This is a genomic window from Paenibacillus sp. FSL R5-0749, from assembly GCF_038595085.1.
Lineage (GTDB): Bacteria > Bacillota > Bacilli > Paenibacillales > Paenibacillaceae > Paenibacillus.
On the sequence record NZ_CP152005.1, the window covers coordinates 6,495,547 to 6,515,063 of the forward strand.

At 48.4% G+C, this 19,517-nt stretch carries 16 protein-coding genes; 2 read left to right on the forward strand and 14 right to left on the reverse strand.

From position 1 onward, the window contains the following. Positions 1-15: 15 nt before the first annotated feature. The 9 genes from MKY85_RS28950 to MKY85_RS28990 form a co-directional block, all read right to left on the reverse strand. Entirely contained in the window at positions 16-2,115 is a 2,100-nt protein-coding gene (locus MKY85_RS28950; RefSeq protein WP_342571405.1) for a glycosyl hydrolase family 18 protein, read from the reverse strand. Next, positions 2,116-3,687, reverse strand: coding sequence for a glycosyl hydrolase family 18 protein (locus tag MKY85_RS28955; protein ID WP_342571406.1), 1,572 nt, complete (start codon positions 3,685-3,687; stop codon positions 2,116-2,118). A gap of 375 nt (positions 3,688-4,062) precedes the next feature. Continuing rightward, on the reverse strand, positions 4,063-5,124 hold the full coding sequence (locus MKY85_RS28960) for a pectinesterase family protein (protein ID WP_342571407.1): 1,062 nt from the start codon (positions 5,122-5,124) through the stop codon (positions 4,063-4,065). After that, the gene (locus MKY85_RS28965) at positions 5,121-6,233 is read right to left on the reverse strand and encodes a glycoside hydrolase family 88 protein (RefSeq protein ID WP_342571408.1); all 1,113 of its coding nucleotides are present in this window, start codon (positions 6,231-6,233) and stop codon (positions 5,121-5,123) included. Before MKY85_RS28965 ends, MKY85_RS28960 begins: the two co-directional genes overlap by 4 nt. Positions 6,234-6,304: 71 nt before the next feature. Beyond that, on the reverse strand, positions 6,305-7,273 hold the full coding sequence (locus MKY85_RS28970; RefSeq protein ID WP_339257920.1) for a LacI family DNA-binding transcriptional regulator: 969 nt from the start codon (positions 7,271-7,273) through the stop codon (positions 6,305-6,307). Positions 7,274-7,312: 39 nt separating this feature from the next. Continuing rightward, complete coding sequence (locus tag MKY85_RS28975) at positions 7,313-8,908, reverse strand: extracellular solute-binding protein (protein WP_342571409.1); 1,596 nt, start codon at positions 8,906-8,908, stop codon at positions 7,313-7,315. Between the two features lie 68 nt (positions 8,909-8,976). Further along, complete coding sequence (locus MKY85_RS28980) at positions 8,977-9,858, reverse strand: carbohydrate ABC transporter permease (RefSeq protein WP_342571410.1); 882 nt, start codon at positions 9,856-9,858, stop codon at positions 8,977-8,979. Positions 9,859-9,887: 29 nt separating this feature from the next. After that, positions 9,888-10,805 (reverse strand): ABC transporter permease subunit, encoded by a 918-nt coding sequence (locus MKY85_RS28985; RefSeq protein ID WP_036612224.1) that lies wholly within the window; start codon positions 10,803-10,805, stop codon positions 9,888-9,890. A gap of 353 nt (positions 10,806-11,158) precedes the next feature. Beyond that, positions 11,159-11,962: a helix-turn-helix domain-containing protein gene (locus MKY85_RS28990; RefSeq protein ID WP_339238695.1), complete on the reverse strand. Its 804-nt coding sequence runs from the start codon at positions 11,960-11,962 to the stop codon at positions 11,159-11,161. 117 nt (positions 11,963-12,079) lie between these two features. On the opposite strand from MKY85_RS28990, the gene MKY85_RS28995 reads away from it, so the two are divergent. Next, complete coding sequence (locus tag MKY85_RS28995) at positions 12,080-13,306, forward strand: MFS transporter (protein WP_342571411.1); 1,227 nt, start codon at positions 12,080-12,082, stop codon at positions 13,304-13,306. Positions 13,307-13,381: 75 nt separating this feature from the next. Beyond that, positions 13,382-14,164 carry an ABC transporter ATP-binding protein gene (locus tag MKY85_RS29000; protein ID WP_342571412.1) on the forward strand — a complete coding sequence of 261 codons (783 nt, stop codon included), beginning with the start codon at positions 13,382-13,384 and terminating at the stop codon, positions 14,162-14,164. 189 nt (positions 14,165-14,353) lie between these two features. Here MKY85_RS29000 and MKY85_RS29005 read toward each other — a convergent pair whose 3' ends face one another. The 5 genes from MKY85_RS29005 to MKY85_RS29025 all read right to left on the reverse strand — a co-directional run bounded on the left by MKY85_RS29005 (position 14,354) and on the right by MKY85_RS29025 (position 19,322). Further along, the gene (locus MKY85_RS29005; RefSeq protein ID WP_342571413.1) at positions 14,354-15,082 is read right to left on the reverse strand and encodes a methyltransferase domain-containing protein; all 729 of its coding nucleotides are present in this window, start codon (positions 15,080-15,082) and stop codon (positions 14,354-14,356) included. Positions 15,083-15,226: 144 nt separating this feature from the next. Next, positions 15,227-16,522, reverse strand: a complete 1,296-nt coding sequence (locus MKY85_RS29010; protein ID WP_339238699.1) for a glycosyltransferase — start codon at positions 16,520-16,522, stop codon at positions 15,227-15,229. A gap of 160 nt (positions 16,523-16,682) precedes the next feature. Further along, entirely contained in the window at positions 16,683-17,558 is an 876-nt protein-coding gene (locus MKY85_RS29015) for a diguanylate cyclase (protein ID WP_339238700.1), read from the reverse strand. Positions 17,559-17,670: 112 nt separating this feature from the next. Next, entirely contained in the window at positions 17,671-18,780 is a 1,110-nt protein-coding gene (locus MKY85_RS29020) for a glycosyl hydrolase family 8 (RefSeq protein ID WP_339238701.1), read from the reverse strand. Positions 18,781-18,881: 101 nt separating this feature from the next. Next, positions 18,882-19,322 carry a MarR family transcriptional regulator gene (locus tag MKY85_RS29025; protein ID WP_339243248.1) on the reverse strand — a complete coding sequence of 147 codons (441 nt, stop codon included), beginning with the start codon at positions 19,320-19,322 and terminating at the stop codon, positions 18,882-18,884. Positions 19,323-19,517: the final 195 nt, after the last annotated feature.

The following is a 19,517-nucleotide window of genomic DNA, read 5'->3' on the forward strand; positions in this document are numbered from 1 at the left end:
TATTGCATATTTTAACTATTGAACCTGCCACAATGCAGGGACATTGGAAGGTTCCCACCCAGGCAAGGAAGTGTGGGACTGCAAACATTTATACGTCTTGCCGCTATACGTGACCAGTTGTCCTACAGTATAGGCTGTATTCGCCTGCCAGGCGGAAACGCCCGGGTTCGTCGTCCCTGCTGCCGTTTTCACAGTCAACGCATTGCTCGCAACAGAACTATTCCCCGCCGCATCCTTTGCTTTTACCGTAAATGTATACGAGGTATCCGCAGCGAGCCCACTGATCGTTGCTGTCGTTCCGGTGACAGATGTCGCCAAAGCCGTTCCATTGTACACATCATAACCCGTTACACCCACGTTATCCGTAGATGCCGCCCAGCTCAGCGTTATGCTGGATGCCGTTTGCGCTGTCGATGCCAGGTTCATCGGTGCAGTTGGCGCTTGCGTATCACCTCCAGGCTGAGTCGTGGTGCTTACAGTTACAGCATTACTGGCTGCAGACAGATTACCTGCCGCATCCTTTGCTTTGATCGTAAAGGTATAGGAAGTACCCGCGGACAGACCGCTGATTGTTGCGGTCGTTCCGTTGACGGAGACAGCAAGATTGGCACCATTGTAGACGTTATACCCGGTAACCCCGACATTATCCGTTGAAGCATTCCAAGCGAGCGTCACCGAGTTGACCGTCACACCTGTCGAGCGGGCATTTCCCGGTACGCTTGGCGCCGTCGTATCTGCTGGAGGTACTGTACCTCCGGTAGGCAGATCAGCTTTCAGTTTATTTTGGAGTGTTTTGTTGCGGTCACCGCTAAGCTCCCAGAACATCGCACCGCCGAGCCCCTTGCTCTTGATATAAGCGGTTTTATATCCAATCGACTCCGCATCATCATAGCTAATAAAACGCTTGTTGGATGCATTATAGAGATATGGCACTTTGGCCGTATCATTCCAGTAACGCGTGTACCCGTTTTTGTTAATGTAGTTGGTCTCCAGATCATAGAAGTCAAAGGAACCTGCTTCCCATGTTCCAACGGAGGAACCTCCCGTACAGGTCTGATACTGGCCATTGCTCGCCTGTGCGCATCCATCCCAGCCGCGGCCATAGAATGGAACACCAAGCACAAGTTTGGCGGCTGGTACTCCGGCATTCAGATGCCCTTGTGCTCCGGCAGCCACATTAAATGTATTGGCATCCGGCACCCCGGCAGCCGAAGCCGCAGGGTCATAGTTCAACGGCGCGTTATGCGCGCTGACTTTTTGCCAAGCCCCGTTAAAATCGTATGTCATAATGTTAATCCAATCGACGATGGAAGCTATGTTGGCAAGCTCAGTATTTGCAGCATAGGTCGTCGACGCTCCGCTTGCAATCGTAAGCAGATACTTCTTGCCGTCCACAGCTCCGGCAGCATCCAGCTTCTCACGGATTTTGCTCAGAAGCAGCGTGTAATTTTGCTTATCCTCCGGACGTTTGCTATTACCATCCAGCCCGCCTGATACCGGGTACTCCCAGTCCAAATCTACCCCGTCAAAATTGTATTTGCGCAGGAATTCGACGGCAGAGTTCGCAAATACCTCCCGTGTTGCAGCAGTCGCAGCCACATCAGAGAAGCGGTTGGACCATGTCCATCCTCCGACGGAGATGATCGTCTTCAGATTAGGATTGATCTGTTTCAGCTTGTTCAGCTGATTGATATTGCCTGCAATGGGCTGATCCCACGTATCCCCTGCAAATGTCTTGCCGGTATCAATCCATGGATCGCCAAGTACGATTGTTCCATTCGGTACATTGATTGTCTGGCTCTTTTCATTCTGGCATGTCCAGGTCACCGGATTAGGGCCCGAAGGGTCCGGATTCCCATGAACACCGTTCCAGCAGATATCGGCAAAAGCATAGTTGATATGCGTAACCTTGGTTGGGTCGATATCCGTTACGTTATAGTTTCTCCCGTACGCAGCCCAAGACGGGTAGTAACCGACAATTTTATAAGAATCGGCTGCTGACGCCGTAGCGGGTTGGAGCACAAAAGAAGGAACAATGATGGATAAGAGCAGGGATAGACCCAGTAAAAACGTTGCAGTCTTCTTGAAAGCAGTGTGTTTATTGAAAGGTATCATCTAATACACAACCTCCTTTGTCGTTTGCGTACTCAGCCCATTCAGGAACGGACGATGTGCGCTCGAAAACTGGTTATTCGTATATGCATCCCAATTGATTGACCAGGTCATAATCCCTTTTATCCCCGCATAACCCGCAGGCTGGCGCAAAGTATAGGAACCGCCGTACGACACACCTTTGATTAGGTAATTCAGCGCCTTCTGCAGTTCGGCTGGCGTGGTATACCCGCCCCCGGCAGCCTGTTGGGAGGCCGGTACGCCGATCGCAATCTGGTCAGGTCGCAAGGCACTAAAGAACGGGCCTGAGCTGTCGCCTACATGGAAGCCTTGAAGCAGCATCTCCGCCATGGCCACATGGAAATCAGCTGTTCCTTGCGCGTAAGAGCGTCCATCCAACCCCACCATGGAGCCCGTGTTATAGTGCTGCACATGAAGCAGGGTCAGGTCATTACGCAAGGCATGGATGACTGGCAAGTAAGCTCCCCAAGGGCCGCCGTAGCTCAGATATCCACCCTGTACATAGGCCGTCTCCGGCGCAGCCGTCAGGATGAAATTGGCGCCGAAGTGTGACTTAACCGCTTTCACGCCTTGGATGAGGTTAATAATTTTCGGTGTAGTTGGACTACGGAAATCGGTATCCCCTGCATTCAGAGAGAGGGAACTTCCTTCCAGATCGATATCAAGACCATTGAAACCATACGTAGAAATGATTGATTTTAACGAATCTTCGAATTGTTGTCTCTTGGTCGCGTCGGTAAGCTCAATGGTACCGTTGGCTCCCCCCATGGAAAGCAGTACTTTTTTCCCCTGGCTTTGCAGGTAGGCAATATCAGATTTGAATTCGGCTACCGTTGCATTGTATGGAGTAAAAGCAAGCGTTCCGCTGCCATGTGAAATCGGTTCGGCAAAGGAGACATTAATGACGTCATATGCTGTTGATACGTTACGAAGTCTGATATTCGTTGAACCATTATCGAAGTTGTGCCAGTAGCCGATCAGCCATTTGCTGCCGGTTGGTCCAGGATTGGAAGACCCGTTGGAAGTCGTTACACTGAGGGAGGTGCTCGCAGCGGATATATTGCCTGCGGCATCTTTGGCTTTTACCGTAAAAGCATAGGTCGTGCTAGCTGTCAGTCCCGTGACTACAGCTGTTGTAGTTGAAGTACTTGTCACAAGAACGCCGTTCCGGTACACCTCATATGCCACTACACCCACATTATCCGTGGATGCATTCCAGGCAAGGCTAACGGAGGTGTTCGTTATGGCGGATGAAGTCAGACCCGCAGGAACAGAAGGCGGTGCCGTATCTGGCGTTGGCGTTTCCCCTCCCGAACCTTCCCCGACGTATTTCCACAACGCGGGTACAACAGAGGGCTCCCATCCGGTCAATGCCGTGTGGGCCTGAATACACTCATAATCTTTATTTTGATAAGTGACGAGGTCTCCTTTCTTGTATGCGGTGCCTGCCTGCCACTGGGCGGCGGCATCGGCTCTCGGTGCAAACCACAAAAGAAGTAGAAGAAATGCCAAAGCAAATGTAATAACCGGGCGGAATCGAACAGCTTGATTCAAGCAAAATCCCTCCTGTACTAAGGATACGTTCACCTTGCAAACAAAGATATCCATCGTCCACCTGCATCTGATCTATGATCGATTAGAGCCAGCCTCATTCAGCCATCTGATGTTGCGTGTCGCTTCACTCCCTTCCCTTATCAAAATGGACCTTCCCTCTCGTTTTCTCTTTCAGCAGACATCACCAAATTTTACAGGGAATTTACAGATCCTCACCCTGTATTTAATCAGTAAAATGCCTGGGAGATAAGGGATAAAATAGTTCTATTGGGGGCGAAAAATGTAATATGGAACGCCGAAAAGGCTTTCCGCCAAGTCCTCAGGAGACTTGAAAGAAAGCCTGTGTTATATATTGTGTAGAGAATAGGGCGAATCTTACCGCTGCTCCCCTTCCCCTTCAAAAGGCTGCCAACCATCCACGCCGGATAGAATCAGAGGTATAGCGTACTCCGCCGCTTCCTGTTCGGTCAGCATTTTGGCCCAGGGCACACGATCAGCAGCACGTCCGGCACCAGGCCCGGCACTGTTATATTCCGCATACTGAACGGTCTGCTCCGCATCTGTCTTGTTCCAGTTATGCCATCCCTCCCGCTTCACATGAGCGCCGATCCAGCAGTTCAGAAAACAGACTTTGGCATGATGACGCCACGGCCTGCCCAGATACACCGACTGCGGCGGAGCATTGCTGGTCAGATCACAGTCCAGAAACACATAGCCGTATCGTACATCCTCCGGCGTAGACGCTGCGGTAATCCAGCCGTTCACTTGTCCATCCGCAGCCTCCGCTTCGGTCAGGCGATTCTTCGTAAAAATCTCGCAGCCCTTAAATACCACCGTAGCCGAGCCAAAAATAAAATCGATATCGCCTTCAATGTAACAGTCTTCGAAATACTGCCGCAGTTTGCGCCGCTCGGCACCATCACGTGGCCCGCCAAAGTAACTTCGATCCATGGGTTGCTCCGGCAATGGGCCGGTGAAGATCGTATCCTGGTGGCCGATCAGACGACAGAGGCGAAAGACCGCCCGGTCTCCATCTACGTAAACGGCCAGCGCCTGACCAACCTCCTTGCCCGGCCCGGCAGCATTTACGAAGGAAATGCCCTCTGCCGTAAAATCATCGGCACCGATGAAAGCGGTATAGGAATGAAACGTATGATATGGCGACCCGTCCGGGAACTTCTTAAGTGCATAATCATCATACGTAATGATCGTCTGCTCCGCCCCGTCACCAATCAGATGGATGCCCGGCTTCTCCATATGCAGCTTCTCATAATAGACGCCAGCTTTTACTCGAATCGGAACGTTTCCGATGCCATTCTCCGGCAGCGCATCAACTGCAGCCTGAATCGTCACATAATCCCCCGTCCCATCTGAAGCAACAGTCAGACAGGGAGTCGATGGTTCCAATGCTGTATTCGGCAATTTCTGCTGTGTCATGGCAATCGCTCCATTTCCAGCGCTGCCAGCAGGAGTGGAGCCACCCCCATAAAGGAATCGCTTACAACCGCTTCGCTCACATAGTAGCTGTACGAGCCATCCCGGTCCAGACTTAGTCCTGCGCCATGACAGATCCCGTTTAACCGAACGCCATCAGCCGTCTCCTCCACCAATCTGGAGTAAAGCCCCTGCCATCCTTTCTCCGCCGCAGCTCTGAAATGCGGCTCCAGATACTTCAGCCGCACACCCTTGGCAAGTGCATATACAAACATGCTTGACCCGGATGCTTCCAGATAGTTGCCTTTGCGGAAGCCCTGATCCAGCACCTGAAACCATAACCCGCTCTCCTGCTCCTGCACGCGCACCAAAGCATGGCACATCCGTTCGAAGATACCGATGATGGTGCCGCGTTTTGCATGATTCACGGGGAAATGCTCCACGCTGTCCACAATCGCCATAGCATACCAGCCCATCGCCCGGCTCCAGAAGTGTGGCGAGCACCCTGTCGATGAATCGGCCCAGACCTGTTCCTTCGATTCATCCCAGCCATGATAGAGCAGTCCGGTCAGGGGATCACGGGTCTGGCGTTCGATCAGCAGAATCTGGTGCGCTACTTCATCCCATAACTCGGGGTGATCAAATGTCTTCGCATACTCGGATAGAAAGGGAGAGGACATATACAGGCCGTCCAGCCACATCTGGAATGGATAGATTTTTTTGTGCCAGAAGCCGCCCTCCGACGTTCGAGGTTGCCCTGCGAGCTGTGCGGCCAAGAGATGTGCCGCTTCTGCGTAACGCTGATCTTCAGCACCCTCCAGTAATGCAAACAGGTTTTTCCCCTGATTAATCTGATCCAGATTATATTCTTCCAAAGTATACGTGCCAATAGAACCATCTGGCTGGATATACAAGTCCATATGTTTTTTCATAAAATCAACATACTCTTGCTTGCCATAATATCGCCCAGTTCGAGCCATCGCCATCAATGTCATGCCTTCCACGTATGCCCATCGTCCCGAAGGGAACGCATGATAACCGTCCCCGTCACATTGCTGGATGATCGTTGCTGCAATTCGCTCAGACCAGGATAACTGCGTCTGTACCTGCATAAGCAATTCCTCCTTGAATGTTGTACTTACCTAATACATGTATGACTAACGGATAACCGCTTCACTCTTGCTTATTGTCTGCACATTGCCGTTGAATTGCGAAGGTTCAGCTTGGGCTGAACGACTACCGGAACATCGACCTGTTCATCACGAATCAACGATACAATCAGCTCCGCTGCCTGCACGGCCAGTTCATCCAGAGACGGGCCAATTGTCGTCAAGGCCACTTCGGCATACTGCATATCCGGCAGATCATCATACCCGATTAACGAGATATCGCGCGGAACGCTGTAACCTGCCTCAAGCAAAGCCCGAAGTGCACCTCGGGTGACCAGGTTGTTCAACCCAATAAAAGCTGTCGGCGACTCCGGCCCAAACGCATGATTACGTATGGCAAAATACCCGTCTTCCCAGGAGGAATACGCTGGCAGCACATGGTCTTCATTAAAAGCCAGACCCGTACGCTGCAACGCTTCCCGGTATCCCTCCAGTTTAATGTTCTGCGAGTTGCCGATGAACCCGATTCGGCTGTGCCCCAGCGATTTCAGATGCTCCACTGCTTTGAACAATCCTTCTTTGCGATCAATCTTAATGTAAGGAGAGTTCGGCGCTTCATCTGTACCCAGCACAAAACATGGCATGTTGAGTGTCGCAAACTTTTTCCAGAACATCTCCCGATTGTCCAGTGCATAGTCCCACAGAATACATCCGTCCACACGCAGCTGGCTGAAGACATCCACACCATCATCCGCTACAACCAGGATCATCTGATACCCCCGCTTCTTCAGCTCGGTGTGCAGACGGCCGGAGATGTTCGAGAATAACGGATTGCTCAGTTCATCCAGCACAAAGCCGATGATATTGCTTCTGCCGGTGGAAAGTTGCCGGGCCAGCATATTTTTCCGATATTGATGTTTCTCCGCGACCGCAAGCACCTTCTGCTTCGTAGCCGGTTTGATTCGGGGATCATCATTCAGCGCCTTGGATACCGTGCTATAGCTCACCCCCGCCAGTTTGGCAATGTCTTTAATGGTTATCAAAATCAATCAACACCTCTCATACGCCTGAAACCCTATTTCCTATTTCTGTGCAGCCTTATAACGATCATATTGTGCCTGTCTGCCCGCAATAACCTGCTCTATATTCATCTTCTTCAACGTCTCAATATAACTGTCAAACTGATCCAGACTGGCATCACCGCTAATAAACTTGAAGTTCATCTCTTCCACATATGTGGTAATGTCAGGCATCGCCATGCTCTCCACGCTCGCTTCATCCGGCAGGGCATAGACAAACGGGAACGGTTCACGGACATACGGCTCCAGTTCCTTATCCATCTTCGCATGCCAAGGAGCCACAACGGAATCGGCAGAATCGGTCGATTGAATGTTCGGCAGATTCACCGGTCCGATGCCGAGTTTCTGAATGTATTCATTGTCCTTGCCTTTGTCCGTAAATGTCTTCACGCCATTCTCTTCCGTATACGTGTCATCCTTGATGCCCCACGTATAATATGTCTGTGCCTCTTCACTTACCGCATAATCCAGGAAGCGGAAAGCCAGCTCCGGATTTTTGCTATCCCGCGTGATACCGAAGATGCCGCTAACCGGGGTACGTCCTACGTAAAACTGATCGCCATGCGGTCCTTTCAGTGGCAGAATGCCTTTGATGATTGGCTCTTCCGGATTGTAATCCTTGAACAGCGGGCTGTAGACCATCGACATGTACCAGCTGAAATTAAACGTTGCGCCGGTCACATCCTGAGAGATCCGCGATGTGACCTGATCACTCGTGGTACTCGCATAATCTACCCCAAGCAGACCTTCCTTGTACAGTCCATTCAGATAGGTCAGGTACTCCTTGTATGCCGGCTCAAAATAGCTGAAATGCACCTTGCCCTGATCGTCTGCATAAAACTGATTGGACAGATCAAGTCCAAATGCAGGGCCAAAGGCCATGGACACAAATTTCGCTTCCATGGACAGCGGAATCTCATCGGCTTTTCCGTTGCCGTTCGGGTCGTCTGTCTTGAACTTGCGCAGCATTGCCGTAAACTCATCCAACGTGGTCGGCTCGCTTAATCCAAGCTTATCAAGCCAGCGCACATTGACCATAAATACCGGCATGTAGTTGCGGGTTAGCGTCTGCTGCGGGACATAATACATTTTACCATCTGGCGTCGTTAAACTGGCTTTGACCGAAGGCGACTTTTCATATATTTTTTTCAGATTCACGCCGTATTTCTCCACCAGATCATTAATCGGAATGAATAGACCGCTGTTGATGTACTTCATCAGTTGATCCTGATCCGGCAGGTACACGATATCGGGCAAGCCGGTACCGGCAGCCAGCCTCGGATTTACGGCATCCGCATAGTTCTGCGGTGGTATGAGATCCCAATCGACCGTAACACCGGCGTTACTCTCAATTTTCTTAACGATAGCTGCGGTGGAGAGATCCACGTTGGTCGTCCAGGCGTTAGTGCCGAGAATGGACAGCTTGGCATCCGTTTGATCCGTTACTGGCCCTGCCCCGGTATAATTGAAGGCCGGCTCCGAACTGGACGGAGTGCTCCCCGCATCGGTTCCTGCCCCTGTTCCACCACTACATCCCGCCAGGCTGATTGCCAGTATCGCTGCCATTACACTTTTTCTTCCTGCCCCTTTAAATCTCATCCATCATTCCTCCTTAGGTATGAACCATTTTGAACTCCCTTGAATGACATGACACTTAATAATAAAAGCTATCCTTTCACGGCTCCGAGGGTGATGCCCTTAACGAAGTACCGTTGGATAAACGGGTAGATCGTAACAATAGGTAGAATGCTAACTACAATGGATACATAACGTACTTGCAGGGTCGATACCGCCAGCGCCCCGGATGTCATCGTGCCGCCCATCTTCTGCATCACTTCCGGCGATGCCATGATCAGCACCCTTCGCAGGAACATCTGTAAGGGCTGCATATCCTGTTTGCCCAGATATAATAGGGCCGAGAAAAAGTTGTTCCAATGGAATACGGCATAGTACAGCGTGAGCACAGCCAGTGTTGGCTTGATGATGGGAACCGCCAGACGATACAGCATTGTCATCTCATTGGCCCCGTCTATACTGGCACTTTCAAAAATCTCATTCGGAATGCCTTCAAAGGCCGAACGGCAGATCATGACGTTAAACGTAATCACCAGCACAGGCAGCACCATGACCCAGCGGGTATTGTACAGCCCAAGCGAGGTAATCAGCATGTAGACCGGAATGAGCCCACCCGAGAAATACATGGTAAAGGCGATGAAAAAGTTCAGCTTGCGACGCAAGAAAAACTGCTGTCTGGATAACGGAAAAGCGGCAAGACATGTTGCCACAATATTCAACAGTGTGCCTACCACGGTGTACCAGAGGGTGTTGTAGAACGACACCCATAACTCCTTGTATTGTAGTACCATTTGGTAACCTGACAGGGTAAACCCAACGGGCCAAAATACGACTTTTTGTTTGTCGATGGCATCCACCGAGCTGAATGAAATGCTGATGACGTACAGAAAGGGATACAATGTGACAACAACCGCCAGTATGGTCAGCAGGTAGACACATCCGTAGAACAAACGGTCACTTCTTGATTTTTGCATACAGGTCTCCTTTGGTCCGGGTTATAGTCTTACCAGAGTGACATCTTGGTCAGGCGGCGGGTCATGGAATTGGCAGCAAACACAAGCACAAAAGTGATAATGGAGTTAAACAGGCCGACTGCTGTGGCGAATCCGTAATTCTGGCCCTCAATCCCCATCCGGTATACATAGGTGGACAGGACATCCGCCGTTTCGTAGGTGGCTCCGTTGTAGAGCAGATATACTTTCTCGAAGCCTACGCTCATAATGCCGCCAAGCGACAGAAGCAGAAGAATGACAATGGTTGGTTTGATACTGGGAAGGGTCAGGTGCCATAGCTCCTGGAATTTGTTGACGCCGTCGATTTTGCCGGAATCATACATCTCGGGGTCGATCCCCATAATGGCTGCAATGTAGATGATGGAGCTGAAGCCAAAGCTCTGCCAGATGTCGGAACTTGTGAAGATGGTACGGAACCAGCTGGCATCCATCATGAAGTTCACTTTTTCCATGCCCAGACTCGCGATGAGGGTATTCACAATACCGTCTGTTGGTGACAGGAAGTTAATGATCATGCCGGCTACAACGACAGTGGAGATGAAATGAGGAAGGTAGGTAACCGTCTGGGCAAATCGTTTGAATGTTCGGTTCTTGATCTCCACAATGCAGACCGCGAACAGAATGGGGATCGAGAAGCCAAACAGGAGTGGCAGAAATGCAAGCAAGAACGTGTTGCGCAGCAGTCGCCAGAAGTAAATGGAATTCACGAACTGTTCGAACCAGCGCAGTCCCACCCATTCCCCGCTGAGCATGCCCTGACCCGGCAGGAAATTACGAAATGCCAACAACACGCCAGGCATCGGAAGGTACATGAAGATGAGGTAATACAGGAAGATAGGTGAAAACATCAGCAGTAAATACTTATCTCGTCTGATCAGGCTGAACAGCGTAGACATGCGTTTTTTCAACGTGAAACACTCCCCTTCGCCACATAATTACAACGTTTGAATTTTTGAATAAAAGTGAACTGCCATTTCACTGACGTATTTGTTATCATCCCATCCACTTTTGGTAACAACCTATAATATTCTGCGTAAAAAGAGATTCTTGATCGAAATAGTCCTCCTTACATTGTAGTTCTTTCTTTTGAATCAATTGTTAAAACCATAATTACAACGTTGTAATTTTAAATTAAATGTATACGCTTACATAAACTTTTTCCCATCTTAGCAAAGTCTCCATTGTTTGGCAACAACAAAAATCAGTGACATGCTGCAACGCACTAAATACAGCCTCGCATACGCGAGACTGTATTGATAATCTACACTTGATTCCGATACTCCATCGGTGTCATAACATATACTCGCTGAAACGCTCTGTAAAACTGACTGACGCTGGAAAATCCCAGTTCATAACTGATGGTGGTTACCGAATCCGTCGTAAGGCGGAGCCTTCTGGACGCTTCTTCTACACGCAAATTTAATAAATATTGATACGGTGTCTTTCCCGTAAGAGTCTTGAAAGAGCGCATGAAATGATATCGGCTCTGATGCGCGACCATCGCCATCGAATCAATATCCATTGGACCCGTATAGGCACTGTGAATGTAATCCAGCACGCGGCGGAGATGAGGGTCCATACATGGACCATTATCTGCAACCGTTTTTCCATTTTCCTGCCCCATCAACATGCGCCTTAGATACATCTCGACCGCCATTTCTGTTTCCTGTACTTGGAGCGAATCCGGCATGTCATCTAACAAAATGGAGTTCCAGCCTCGGAACAGACTGCTGATCTCCGTTGGATCAAAAGTATGGGTGGGTCGAAACTCAGCTTGTCCGCTACTAATCTCCGCACCTTCTAAACTACCTAAAGGCGGCTTACGGAACTTGATCACGATGACAGCCGAATCCGACCCTATCTCAAAATAATGCTCAGTCTGAGGATGAGCAATAATCCCCTTGCCTGCGTTCAGAGGGTATGCGTGCCGTTCCTGTACCAGATGACATTGGCCTCTGACCGGCAACGTTAGCTGATACCAGTCATCATGCACATGAGGTTCATTCGCGAACCCTCCGGTAGCTTTCCATAATTCCAACCCATTTAACGTCATGTTTAATTCCATCGTTTCCTCACCTGCTGACATTATAGCAAATCGTGCTCACTTTCCAAGCACTTTTCACAAAGACAATGCCTGACCGTATCTTTTATCATAGAAAAAAATAATTCGAGGTGATCTCCCATGGCTCAGGCCACTTTAAGCAAAATGCAAATCAACTCTTCCGCCAATTGGGCACTCGCCGGAGTCAGCTTCGCCCATTTGCTGAATGATGCGATGCAGACCGTGGTTCCATCTGCTTTTCCGCTGTTTCAGCAAACCATGCAGCTCAGTTTCGCCCAGATGGGTTGGATTGCCTTCACCCTGAATATTACTGCATCCGTCCTTCAGCCCCTGGTCGGTTATATGTCAGATCGCAAACCCATGCCGATTCTGCTTCCCGGAGGCATGTTATTCTCACTGATCGGTGTGCTCGGCTTAGCCTTGTCTTCCGAGTTATGGATGCTGCTTGTTTCTGCAGCATTGATTGGCATAGGCTCATCCATCCTCCACCCTGAGTCCTCACGTGTGGCTCATATGGCGGCCAGCCGTGGACGCGGAATGGCGCAGTCAATCTTCCAGGTGGGAGGCAACACGGGACAGGCTATTGCTCCATTACTGGTCGCTTTCATCCTGCTGCCACATGGGCAGCGTAGTTTTCTGTGGCTGATGGGCTTTGCCCTGATCGGTATCTTGATTCAGTCTGTTGTCAGTCGCTGGTACAGAGACAAGCTTGCCGAGACTCGCATTCGTCAGCAACAGCCTCTAAAATCAAGCGGCGCAGAGCCAGTAGCTCGACCTGTAAGCCGCGGATTCATCGCTTTTACAATGGGCATTCTTATCCTGCTGCTGTTTTCCAAATTCGTATATATTGCTGGCATGACCGGGTACTACTCCTTCTATTATGCTGATGCGTATCACTTGCCTCTCTCACAGGCACAGATCTGTCTGTTTATTCTGCAATTTGCAGGCATGGTCGGGACCTTGCTCGGTGGCCCGCTCGCTGACCGTTATGGGCGTAAACCGATGATCTGGTTCTCCATTGCAGGCACTGCACCGTTTTCACTGTTGCTGCCTTATGCAGGACCCGCCTTGTCCATGGTGTTGTGCGGAATGATTGGACTAATTCTGATGTCCGGCTTCAGTGTCATCATTGTCTATGCGCAGGAGCTGCTTCCTCGTCATATTGGAACGGTATCGGGTTTATTTTTTGGCCTGTCATTCGGCATGGCTGGACTTGGCTCGGTTGTGTTAGGTTCCTTGATTGATGTGACCAGCGTTGCATTTGTTATCAAGTTATGTTCGTTTTTGCCACTGCTTGGTGTGTGTGCCGTATTTCTACGCAAGGACCAACCAAGAACAGCGGGATAACCGTTGAAACCTCACTGATGTTGTGACTACAATACACCTAGGACAATCGAGGATAACAGAAGGAGGGAATAACGCATGATTATTGATGTACAGCATGTCACTTGGAAAAGGGGACCTCTTACCCTGCTGAACGATGTAAGCTGGCAGGTTAATGACGGTGAACACTGGGCGTTGCTTGGCCTGAATGGCTCCGGCAAAACAACACTCCTGAACATGATCACCGGGTATCTCTGGCCGACGGAAGGCAAGATATCCGTGCTGGGCCATGAATATGGCGATGTCGATCTGAGACAGCTCCGCAAATCCATCGGCTGGGTCAGTTCATCTCTGCAAGAGAAATTGTACGGCACGGATCGCACACAATATGTCGTAATCAGCGGCAAACATGCCACCATTGGCTTGTATGACAAGCTATCGGATGATGATCTGGAACAGGCACAGGAATTGATGCGAACGCTGGGCTGTCAGCACCTGTGGGATCGTGAATATCGTACCTGTTCTCAAGGTGAGAAACAGAAACTCCTTATTGCCCGAGCACTCATGGCCAATCCGCGCGTACTCATTCTGGACGAGCCTTGCAATGGACTGGATCTGTTCTCAAGAGAGCGACTGCTGGATAGCATCCGTGAATTATCACAGCGTCCAGACACCCCTTCACTCATCTATGTCACCCATCATACCGAGGAAATATTGCCCGTGTTCGGTCACAGTCTCCTGCTTCGTAGGGGTGAAATCGTGAATAGCGGACTAACGAGCGATCTGATGAACACCGAAGTGCTGAGCAACTTCTTCGAGGCCCCTGTGGAAGTTGATCGGCACGGGGAACGTGTCTATGTCAGAGCTGCGGCGGATTCATAATTACGTGGTTATACACAGCACACGCAGCATAGGTACAGAAACTTAACAGTAAAAGCCCAATATCTTATCCACATGTGGATAGATTTTGGGCTTTTCAATGCTATATCTAGTGTTATCCACTGTTTTCTGTGTAGAACTTTCTACTTTTTGAGTATAACTCAGCTATTCCATCTGTTTCTTCTCCGCGATCTATTTCCGGGCAGCCAGGAACAGAAACAATGGAATACGCTGCCTGCGCAGATAGGTTTCCTCGTTTATAAAATGGGCACGTTGTGGTGTTGACTCGCGCAATTGTTCTACACGGAACCCCGCTCGCTGCAATGCCATAAAGTAGGATTCAATGGACCGATGCATCTTTTTCACAGAACCGCCCAGCCACTGCTGCTCACGGAATCCTTCCACAAAATACTGATCAACCACCCAATCCGATCGTGTCCCGGAGGGTTGCAGTGTCGACGTGATCACAGGATGTTCTACCGAGAATACAAATGTCCCGTTCTCTTTCAAAGTATTGTATATGTTGCGGAACAGGCTCTCCACATCCTCAATATAGTGGACAGCCAGTCTCGATATCACCAGATCATACGCCCCGACCGGGTAGGTCCAATCCTCCATGAACGCTTGCTCAATCCGGGCATTCAATCCTTTTACAGATTCATTAGCTGCCTGAATCATATTCACCGAACCCTCAATCCCTGTATACGTCGTACCTTCACGCTCCCTGCCCAGCAATTCTGCGGCGAACCTTGCATCCCCGCAACCAAGGTCCAGTATATTCTTGCCGGTTACATCTCCGATCAACTCCAGCATCACCGGCTTTTCCAATGTATCATTGGCGTTCTCCTGCCATTTGCGACGTTCCATATACTTCTCGAAATTCGCCTCATCATCGTAAAAGTCTGATCCTCTGTTCTTCATTCCCTCACCCTCCATTTCGGATAAGCATGATCCTCTTTACAGCCTGTATGAGTATACAGAATGCCAACCAATCTTTCCATAGTAAAAAAGACTGCCTTCTGAACGAATCCAGAAAACAGCCCTTCATTTATAAGTTGATGTTTCTCAGCCAAAACGCTGCGTTTTGTACCATTTGGTTTCTCTCCGGAATAGCTTATCTCCAATAAGCGAGATAAATGCTTTGACGGATATGACCAGAAATAACTGGGCATATGTGAAATAGGAGATGCAGGCCACAATAAAATTCTGCGTATTGCTTTGCCCAATATCTGCTGAGAGTGCGAGATTAATTTGTAGTACATAAATGTAGTACATTAATGCCCATGCTATTACGAGATACACGTAAACATCCCCTGAGAACTGGAAGGGAGAAATGACATTCGGATTAAATAATGCAATAACCTGATACACTAGATTCGAGACAAAAATAATATCCGATACAATAATAGCGATCATAAACCAGAAATAACTTGCAGCATAGTACAGAACATGCAGTTTAATTCTCCAGCTAGTACGGTCAAATAAATGCTTCACATTGTCGATAACAACCTGGTAATTTCCCTTGGACCAGCGCTCGCGCTGTTTCATATATACCGATAATTGCTCAGGTTCCTGCTGGTAAGCCTCTGCTTGTGGCGCTAATGCAATAAGCTGACCCCGAGTAAGAATATCAAACGACACGGCCGTATCTTCCGTGATCGCATCAGGGTCCCATCCACCAATCTCACGGATCAGTGCTGCCTTGATAATATAGTTCGTACCAGGAATCGTGCCCAGTTTGAATAACTCCCATAGCCCCGTATGGTGAACACGTTGGACCGTTACAAGTTCCAGATTAATGCAACGGGAGAGAAAATTTTGACCCCGATTACGAGCTTTGTTTCGACCAAATACAGCACCATACTTCTCCGGGTTTTCCAATGCTTTTTGTGTCAAAAACATCAATGCATTCCGCTCAGGCGCCGCATCTGCGTCATAGATACATATCCATTCTCCCCACGCCAGTTCAAGGCCATCATTCAAAGCTCCCGACTTCCCACCTGTACCGGTACGCTCCAGAATGGTAAAGTCACGATCTGCATAACTCGTCTTGGCCTTGAGTTCCTTCAGGTGCTCTGCTGTACTATCTGTACAATTATCTGCAATAACAATAACTTGAACTTTGTGCTCAGGGTAGTTCAGACGCAATATATGCTCAACGGTAGACACGATAACTACCCCTTCATTATGCGCAGGCACCATGACAGTCACAGTGGGGTAATCATCCATATTTTCAGGAATTTGAATTCCCTTTTTTTCTTGTTTGTTAATGAAACGAATAGCTCCAGCCATAATGACAATCGACTCGGTGACGGATATCCAAATACTGAGGATGGACATCAACAGCAGGAAATCAGCCATTCAATTTCCTCCGATCATATTTCCTGTTAATTTTCCCTCGAAAACGAAGAGTCGCAAAGGTTAAGATAAGAATCGTAATGGCAAAGAAACTGCTAACTACAATACATAATGGAACAAACCATGTTAAATAATTCACAGAAATACTCCTCCCCCATAGCATCTAGATGTATTCACCAATGAGATCTGTCTCTGTGTTCCGTTCCAGTGCCGCAATAACAGCATCGATATCCTCATACTTACTGAATTGTTCCTTCTGAAATACCAGTGCACCCGATCGAATAACCGTCTGCAACTCATTTCCCTTTTTATCGATGATTTGCAGATCCATCATGGCTTTTTTGATCCGTTGTGTCAGGATGGGCAAGTACTCCACATTGGTCATTGGACAGATAATCACAAAACGTCCTCGATCCACAAAAAATTTATAATCCTCAAACCGAATCTGCTTCTGTATGGTAGTGGATAGTTCAAGAAGGAACTGTGCATAACGTACGGAACCGAGTGATTCCAGTACCAACGGCAAAAACTCGATCTTGAACATCGCCATGCTGAATCCGTATTGCTCCGAATAACGTCTGGCTAGATTACTTTGCTTAACAAGCGTATCCGCAAGTGCATCCTTATTGCCCAGGGAGGTATCCAGATCAATCTCCGGATTACGCTCCTGAAGCTCCTGCAGACGCTCCATGACACGCGCATTGCGTACAAGACTTGCCTTGATAAAAGCAGCCACAGCCACATTGGCTGGAATGAGCAGCCACCAAGAGAACGTAAGTACACTTACATCCGCGTAGGTAACAAGCCACACAAAATAAGAGACCAAATAGATAAATCCGGCGACGACAGATACCCCGACAGGTATCACAAAACCCAGGATCAGCGCTCCAAGCGACACAATGCTAAACACCACATCCAGTGTAGTATAACTCTGATTCATATAAATCTTAAGATAGACAATGAGCTGCTGGATTACGGCTAATCCAATCAAACTCGCATATCCCCATGCAATACGAAGGATGGGTGCTTTATTCCTCATAGGTTTCTTCTCTCCAGTAGATTGGTTAGTGATATTTCGAGTAAACAATATATGACATGAATAGACAAACATTATGTTAACACATTGTTGAATATATTAAACGACATTTTTATTACTTTTTAAGTAACTTCTGTAATTCAGTTTCCCCAAGCAAAGGAAACAGGTTATCAAACATATGTGTGTTTCCACTAAATACATATCCGCCTGGATAACTGGCGTCCAGACTACGCATGCTGATCATATGCTTATACAGCTGTTTCGCCCATTTTGGATCACCTGACTGAACCGCAAGCAACATCGCGAGTCCATATACGGATGGAGATTGGTAAGATACCGCAGGTGTGCGAGTACTACGCTTATATTGTCCCGGCAGCTGATGACGGGTATTGAATTCTTTTTTTAAAAAAGCAATGAGCTTGTCCGGTTTACGGCTGGTCGCAGTTAGATGGTTCGCTACGATCAACTGATCAATCAGATTCACTGTGTCATCATATGTATACTCTTTCGTCCCCACATTGAATGTTTTCGGATAAAATATCCCGTCATCCGGCATACTCTTCAACATGGATTCGTACTTGGCATATGTGCCCGGCTCCAGCATTTCATGCTTCTCCATTAATTGGAGAGACGGTAGATCCACATAAACCAGGCTTAACATATCCGCGGAGTAACCATTGCCAAAATCGTGAAAATCAACATAATATCCTTTATTCTGAACCGACTGCGTCAGTGTACGGGAAATATCCGAGGCTGTTGCCAGTTTGGCTTCTCTTCCCTGTTGCCATTGATCTGCTGCCTTTAATAAGGCACCGACAATTCGGAAATCATCACCGAGTGCGTTGGTGGTCACGTGAGATTTTCCCTCAGCATCCAGCTTCCAGGCAATATATTTTTGCGGCATGAGGAAATAGGTCGTCAGCAGCTCATAGCTTTGCTCAAATAACGCCTGATCGTTCTTCGCTACAGCATATTGCATCCAAAGACCAAGTGATTCAGATAAAACCTCTCTGCCTGCTACAATATCCGCTTTTTCGGATGTGGCATCTTGCAAATAGGACGCAAGTAAACCATTGGGATTGGTCATATGCTCTTGGACAAAGGATACTGTAGGGGATAATTCATTCATCACGAACCGCTCCTTCATGAAAATAATGAACGCTGCTGCAATACTGACCACCATTATGACCAACCACGTTACTGTTTTCCGGTTCATTCTCTTCATGATTCCCTCCTGTACTTTTGCTATTGTGAGATAATGACTCTGCTCCTTGAGATCGGTTCGGCTAGGGTCTGGGATGTAGGGGGCAAGGATAGAGGTATTGTTCATTCTGAGATATTCATGTAGGACCGCCGTCCGCCCTTTTTGACAAATTTCCAGTCTACCTCGATGTTGTGGCGCATTCGGCGGAGAAGTTTAACCGCCGTATCTATCTCTTCATCCGTAAAGCCGTCCAGCGTCACCTGGTCGGAATGCTCTCCCTCTTTACGAATGAATTCCCATGCTTTCAGGCCAGCTTCTGTCGGATATAACAACTTGTTCTTCTTATTGTCTATTGCCGACTGTTTGACAATAAATCCATCGGATTCGAGTTTGCTAATCGCTCTGGCAGCAGTCGTGCGATCCACTTTAATCAGTTCAGCGAGCTGATTCGGGATGATTCCCGGATTCTCACAGATGCGATACAGGTAGAGATATTGTCCACGGGACAGGTTCAGATGCTGAAACTCGACATTGCTGATCGAATCCAGACAGCGGGCAATCATGCCAATTTCACGCAACACTTCTTTTTTATCAGTCAATGCGCTCACGCCCTTTTATAAAATTGTTGCATTCACAACATAAATAGTGATATAACTACAGTTAAATTGGATTAAATTTTAACCATGATACTCACAAGGAACGGCTGCAATGATTATGCCATATACCAGTTTATCATGCCCGGATATGATTACTATCGT

Excerpts from the sequence above, each read along its gene's own strand:
- MKY85_RS28950 (WP_342571405.1), bottom strand. The coding sequence starts at position 2,115 with ATGATACCTTTCAATAAACACACTGCTTTCAAGAAGACTGCAACGTTT.
- MKY85_RS28960 (WP_342571407.1), bottom strand. The coding sequence starts at position 5,124 with ATGACACAGCAGAAATTGCCGAATACAGCATTGGAACCATCGACTCCC.
- MKY85_RS28965 (WP_342571408.1), bottom strand. The coding sequence starts at position 6,233 with ATGCAGGTACAGACGCAGTTATCCTGGTCTGAGCGAATTGCAGCAACG.
- MKY85_RS28975 (WP_342571409.1), bottom strand. The coding sequence starts at position 8,908 with ATGAGATTTAAAGGGGCAGGAAGAAAAAGTGTAATGGCAGCGATACTG.
- MKY85_RS28980 (WP_342571410.1), bottom strand. The coding sequence starts at position 9,858 with ATGCAAAAATCAAGAAGTGACCGTTTGTTCTACGGATGTGTCTACCTG.
- MKY85_RS28990 (WP_339238695.1), bottom strand. The coding sequence starts at position 11,962 with ATGGAATTAAACATGACGTTAAATGGGTTGGAATTATGGAAAGCTACC.
- MKY85_RS28995 (WP_342571411.1), top strand. The coding sequence starts at position 12,080 with ATGGCTCAGGCCACTTTAAGCAAAATGCAAATCAACTCTTCCGCCAAT.
- MKY85_RS29000 (WP_342571412.1), top strand. The coding sequence starts at position 13,382 with ATGATTATTGATGTACAGCATGTCACTTGGAAAAGGGGACCTCTTACC.
- MKY85_RS29005 (WP_342571413.1), bottom strand. The coding sequence starts at position 15,082 with ATGAAGAACAGAGGATCAGACTTTTACGATGATGAGGCGAATTTCGAG.
- MKY85_RS29010 (WP_339238699.1), bottom strand. The coding sequence starts at position 16,522 with ATGGCTGATTTCCTGCTGTTGATGTCCATCCTCAGTATTTGGATATCC.
- MKY85_RS29015 (WP_339238700.1), bottom strand. The coding sequence starts at position 17,558 with ATGAGGAATAAAGCACCCATCCTTCGTATTGCATGGGGATATGCGAGT.
- MKY85_RS29020 (WP_339238701.1), bottom strand. The coding sequence starts at position 18,780 with ATGAAGAGAATGAACCGGAAAACAGTAACGTGGTTGGTCATAATGGTG.
- MKY85_RS29025 (WP_339243248.1), bottom strand. The coding sequence starts at position 19,322 with ATGATTGCCCGCTGTCTGGATTCGATCAGCAATGTCGAGTTTCAGCAT.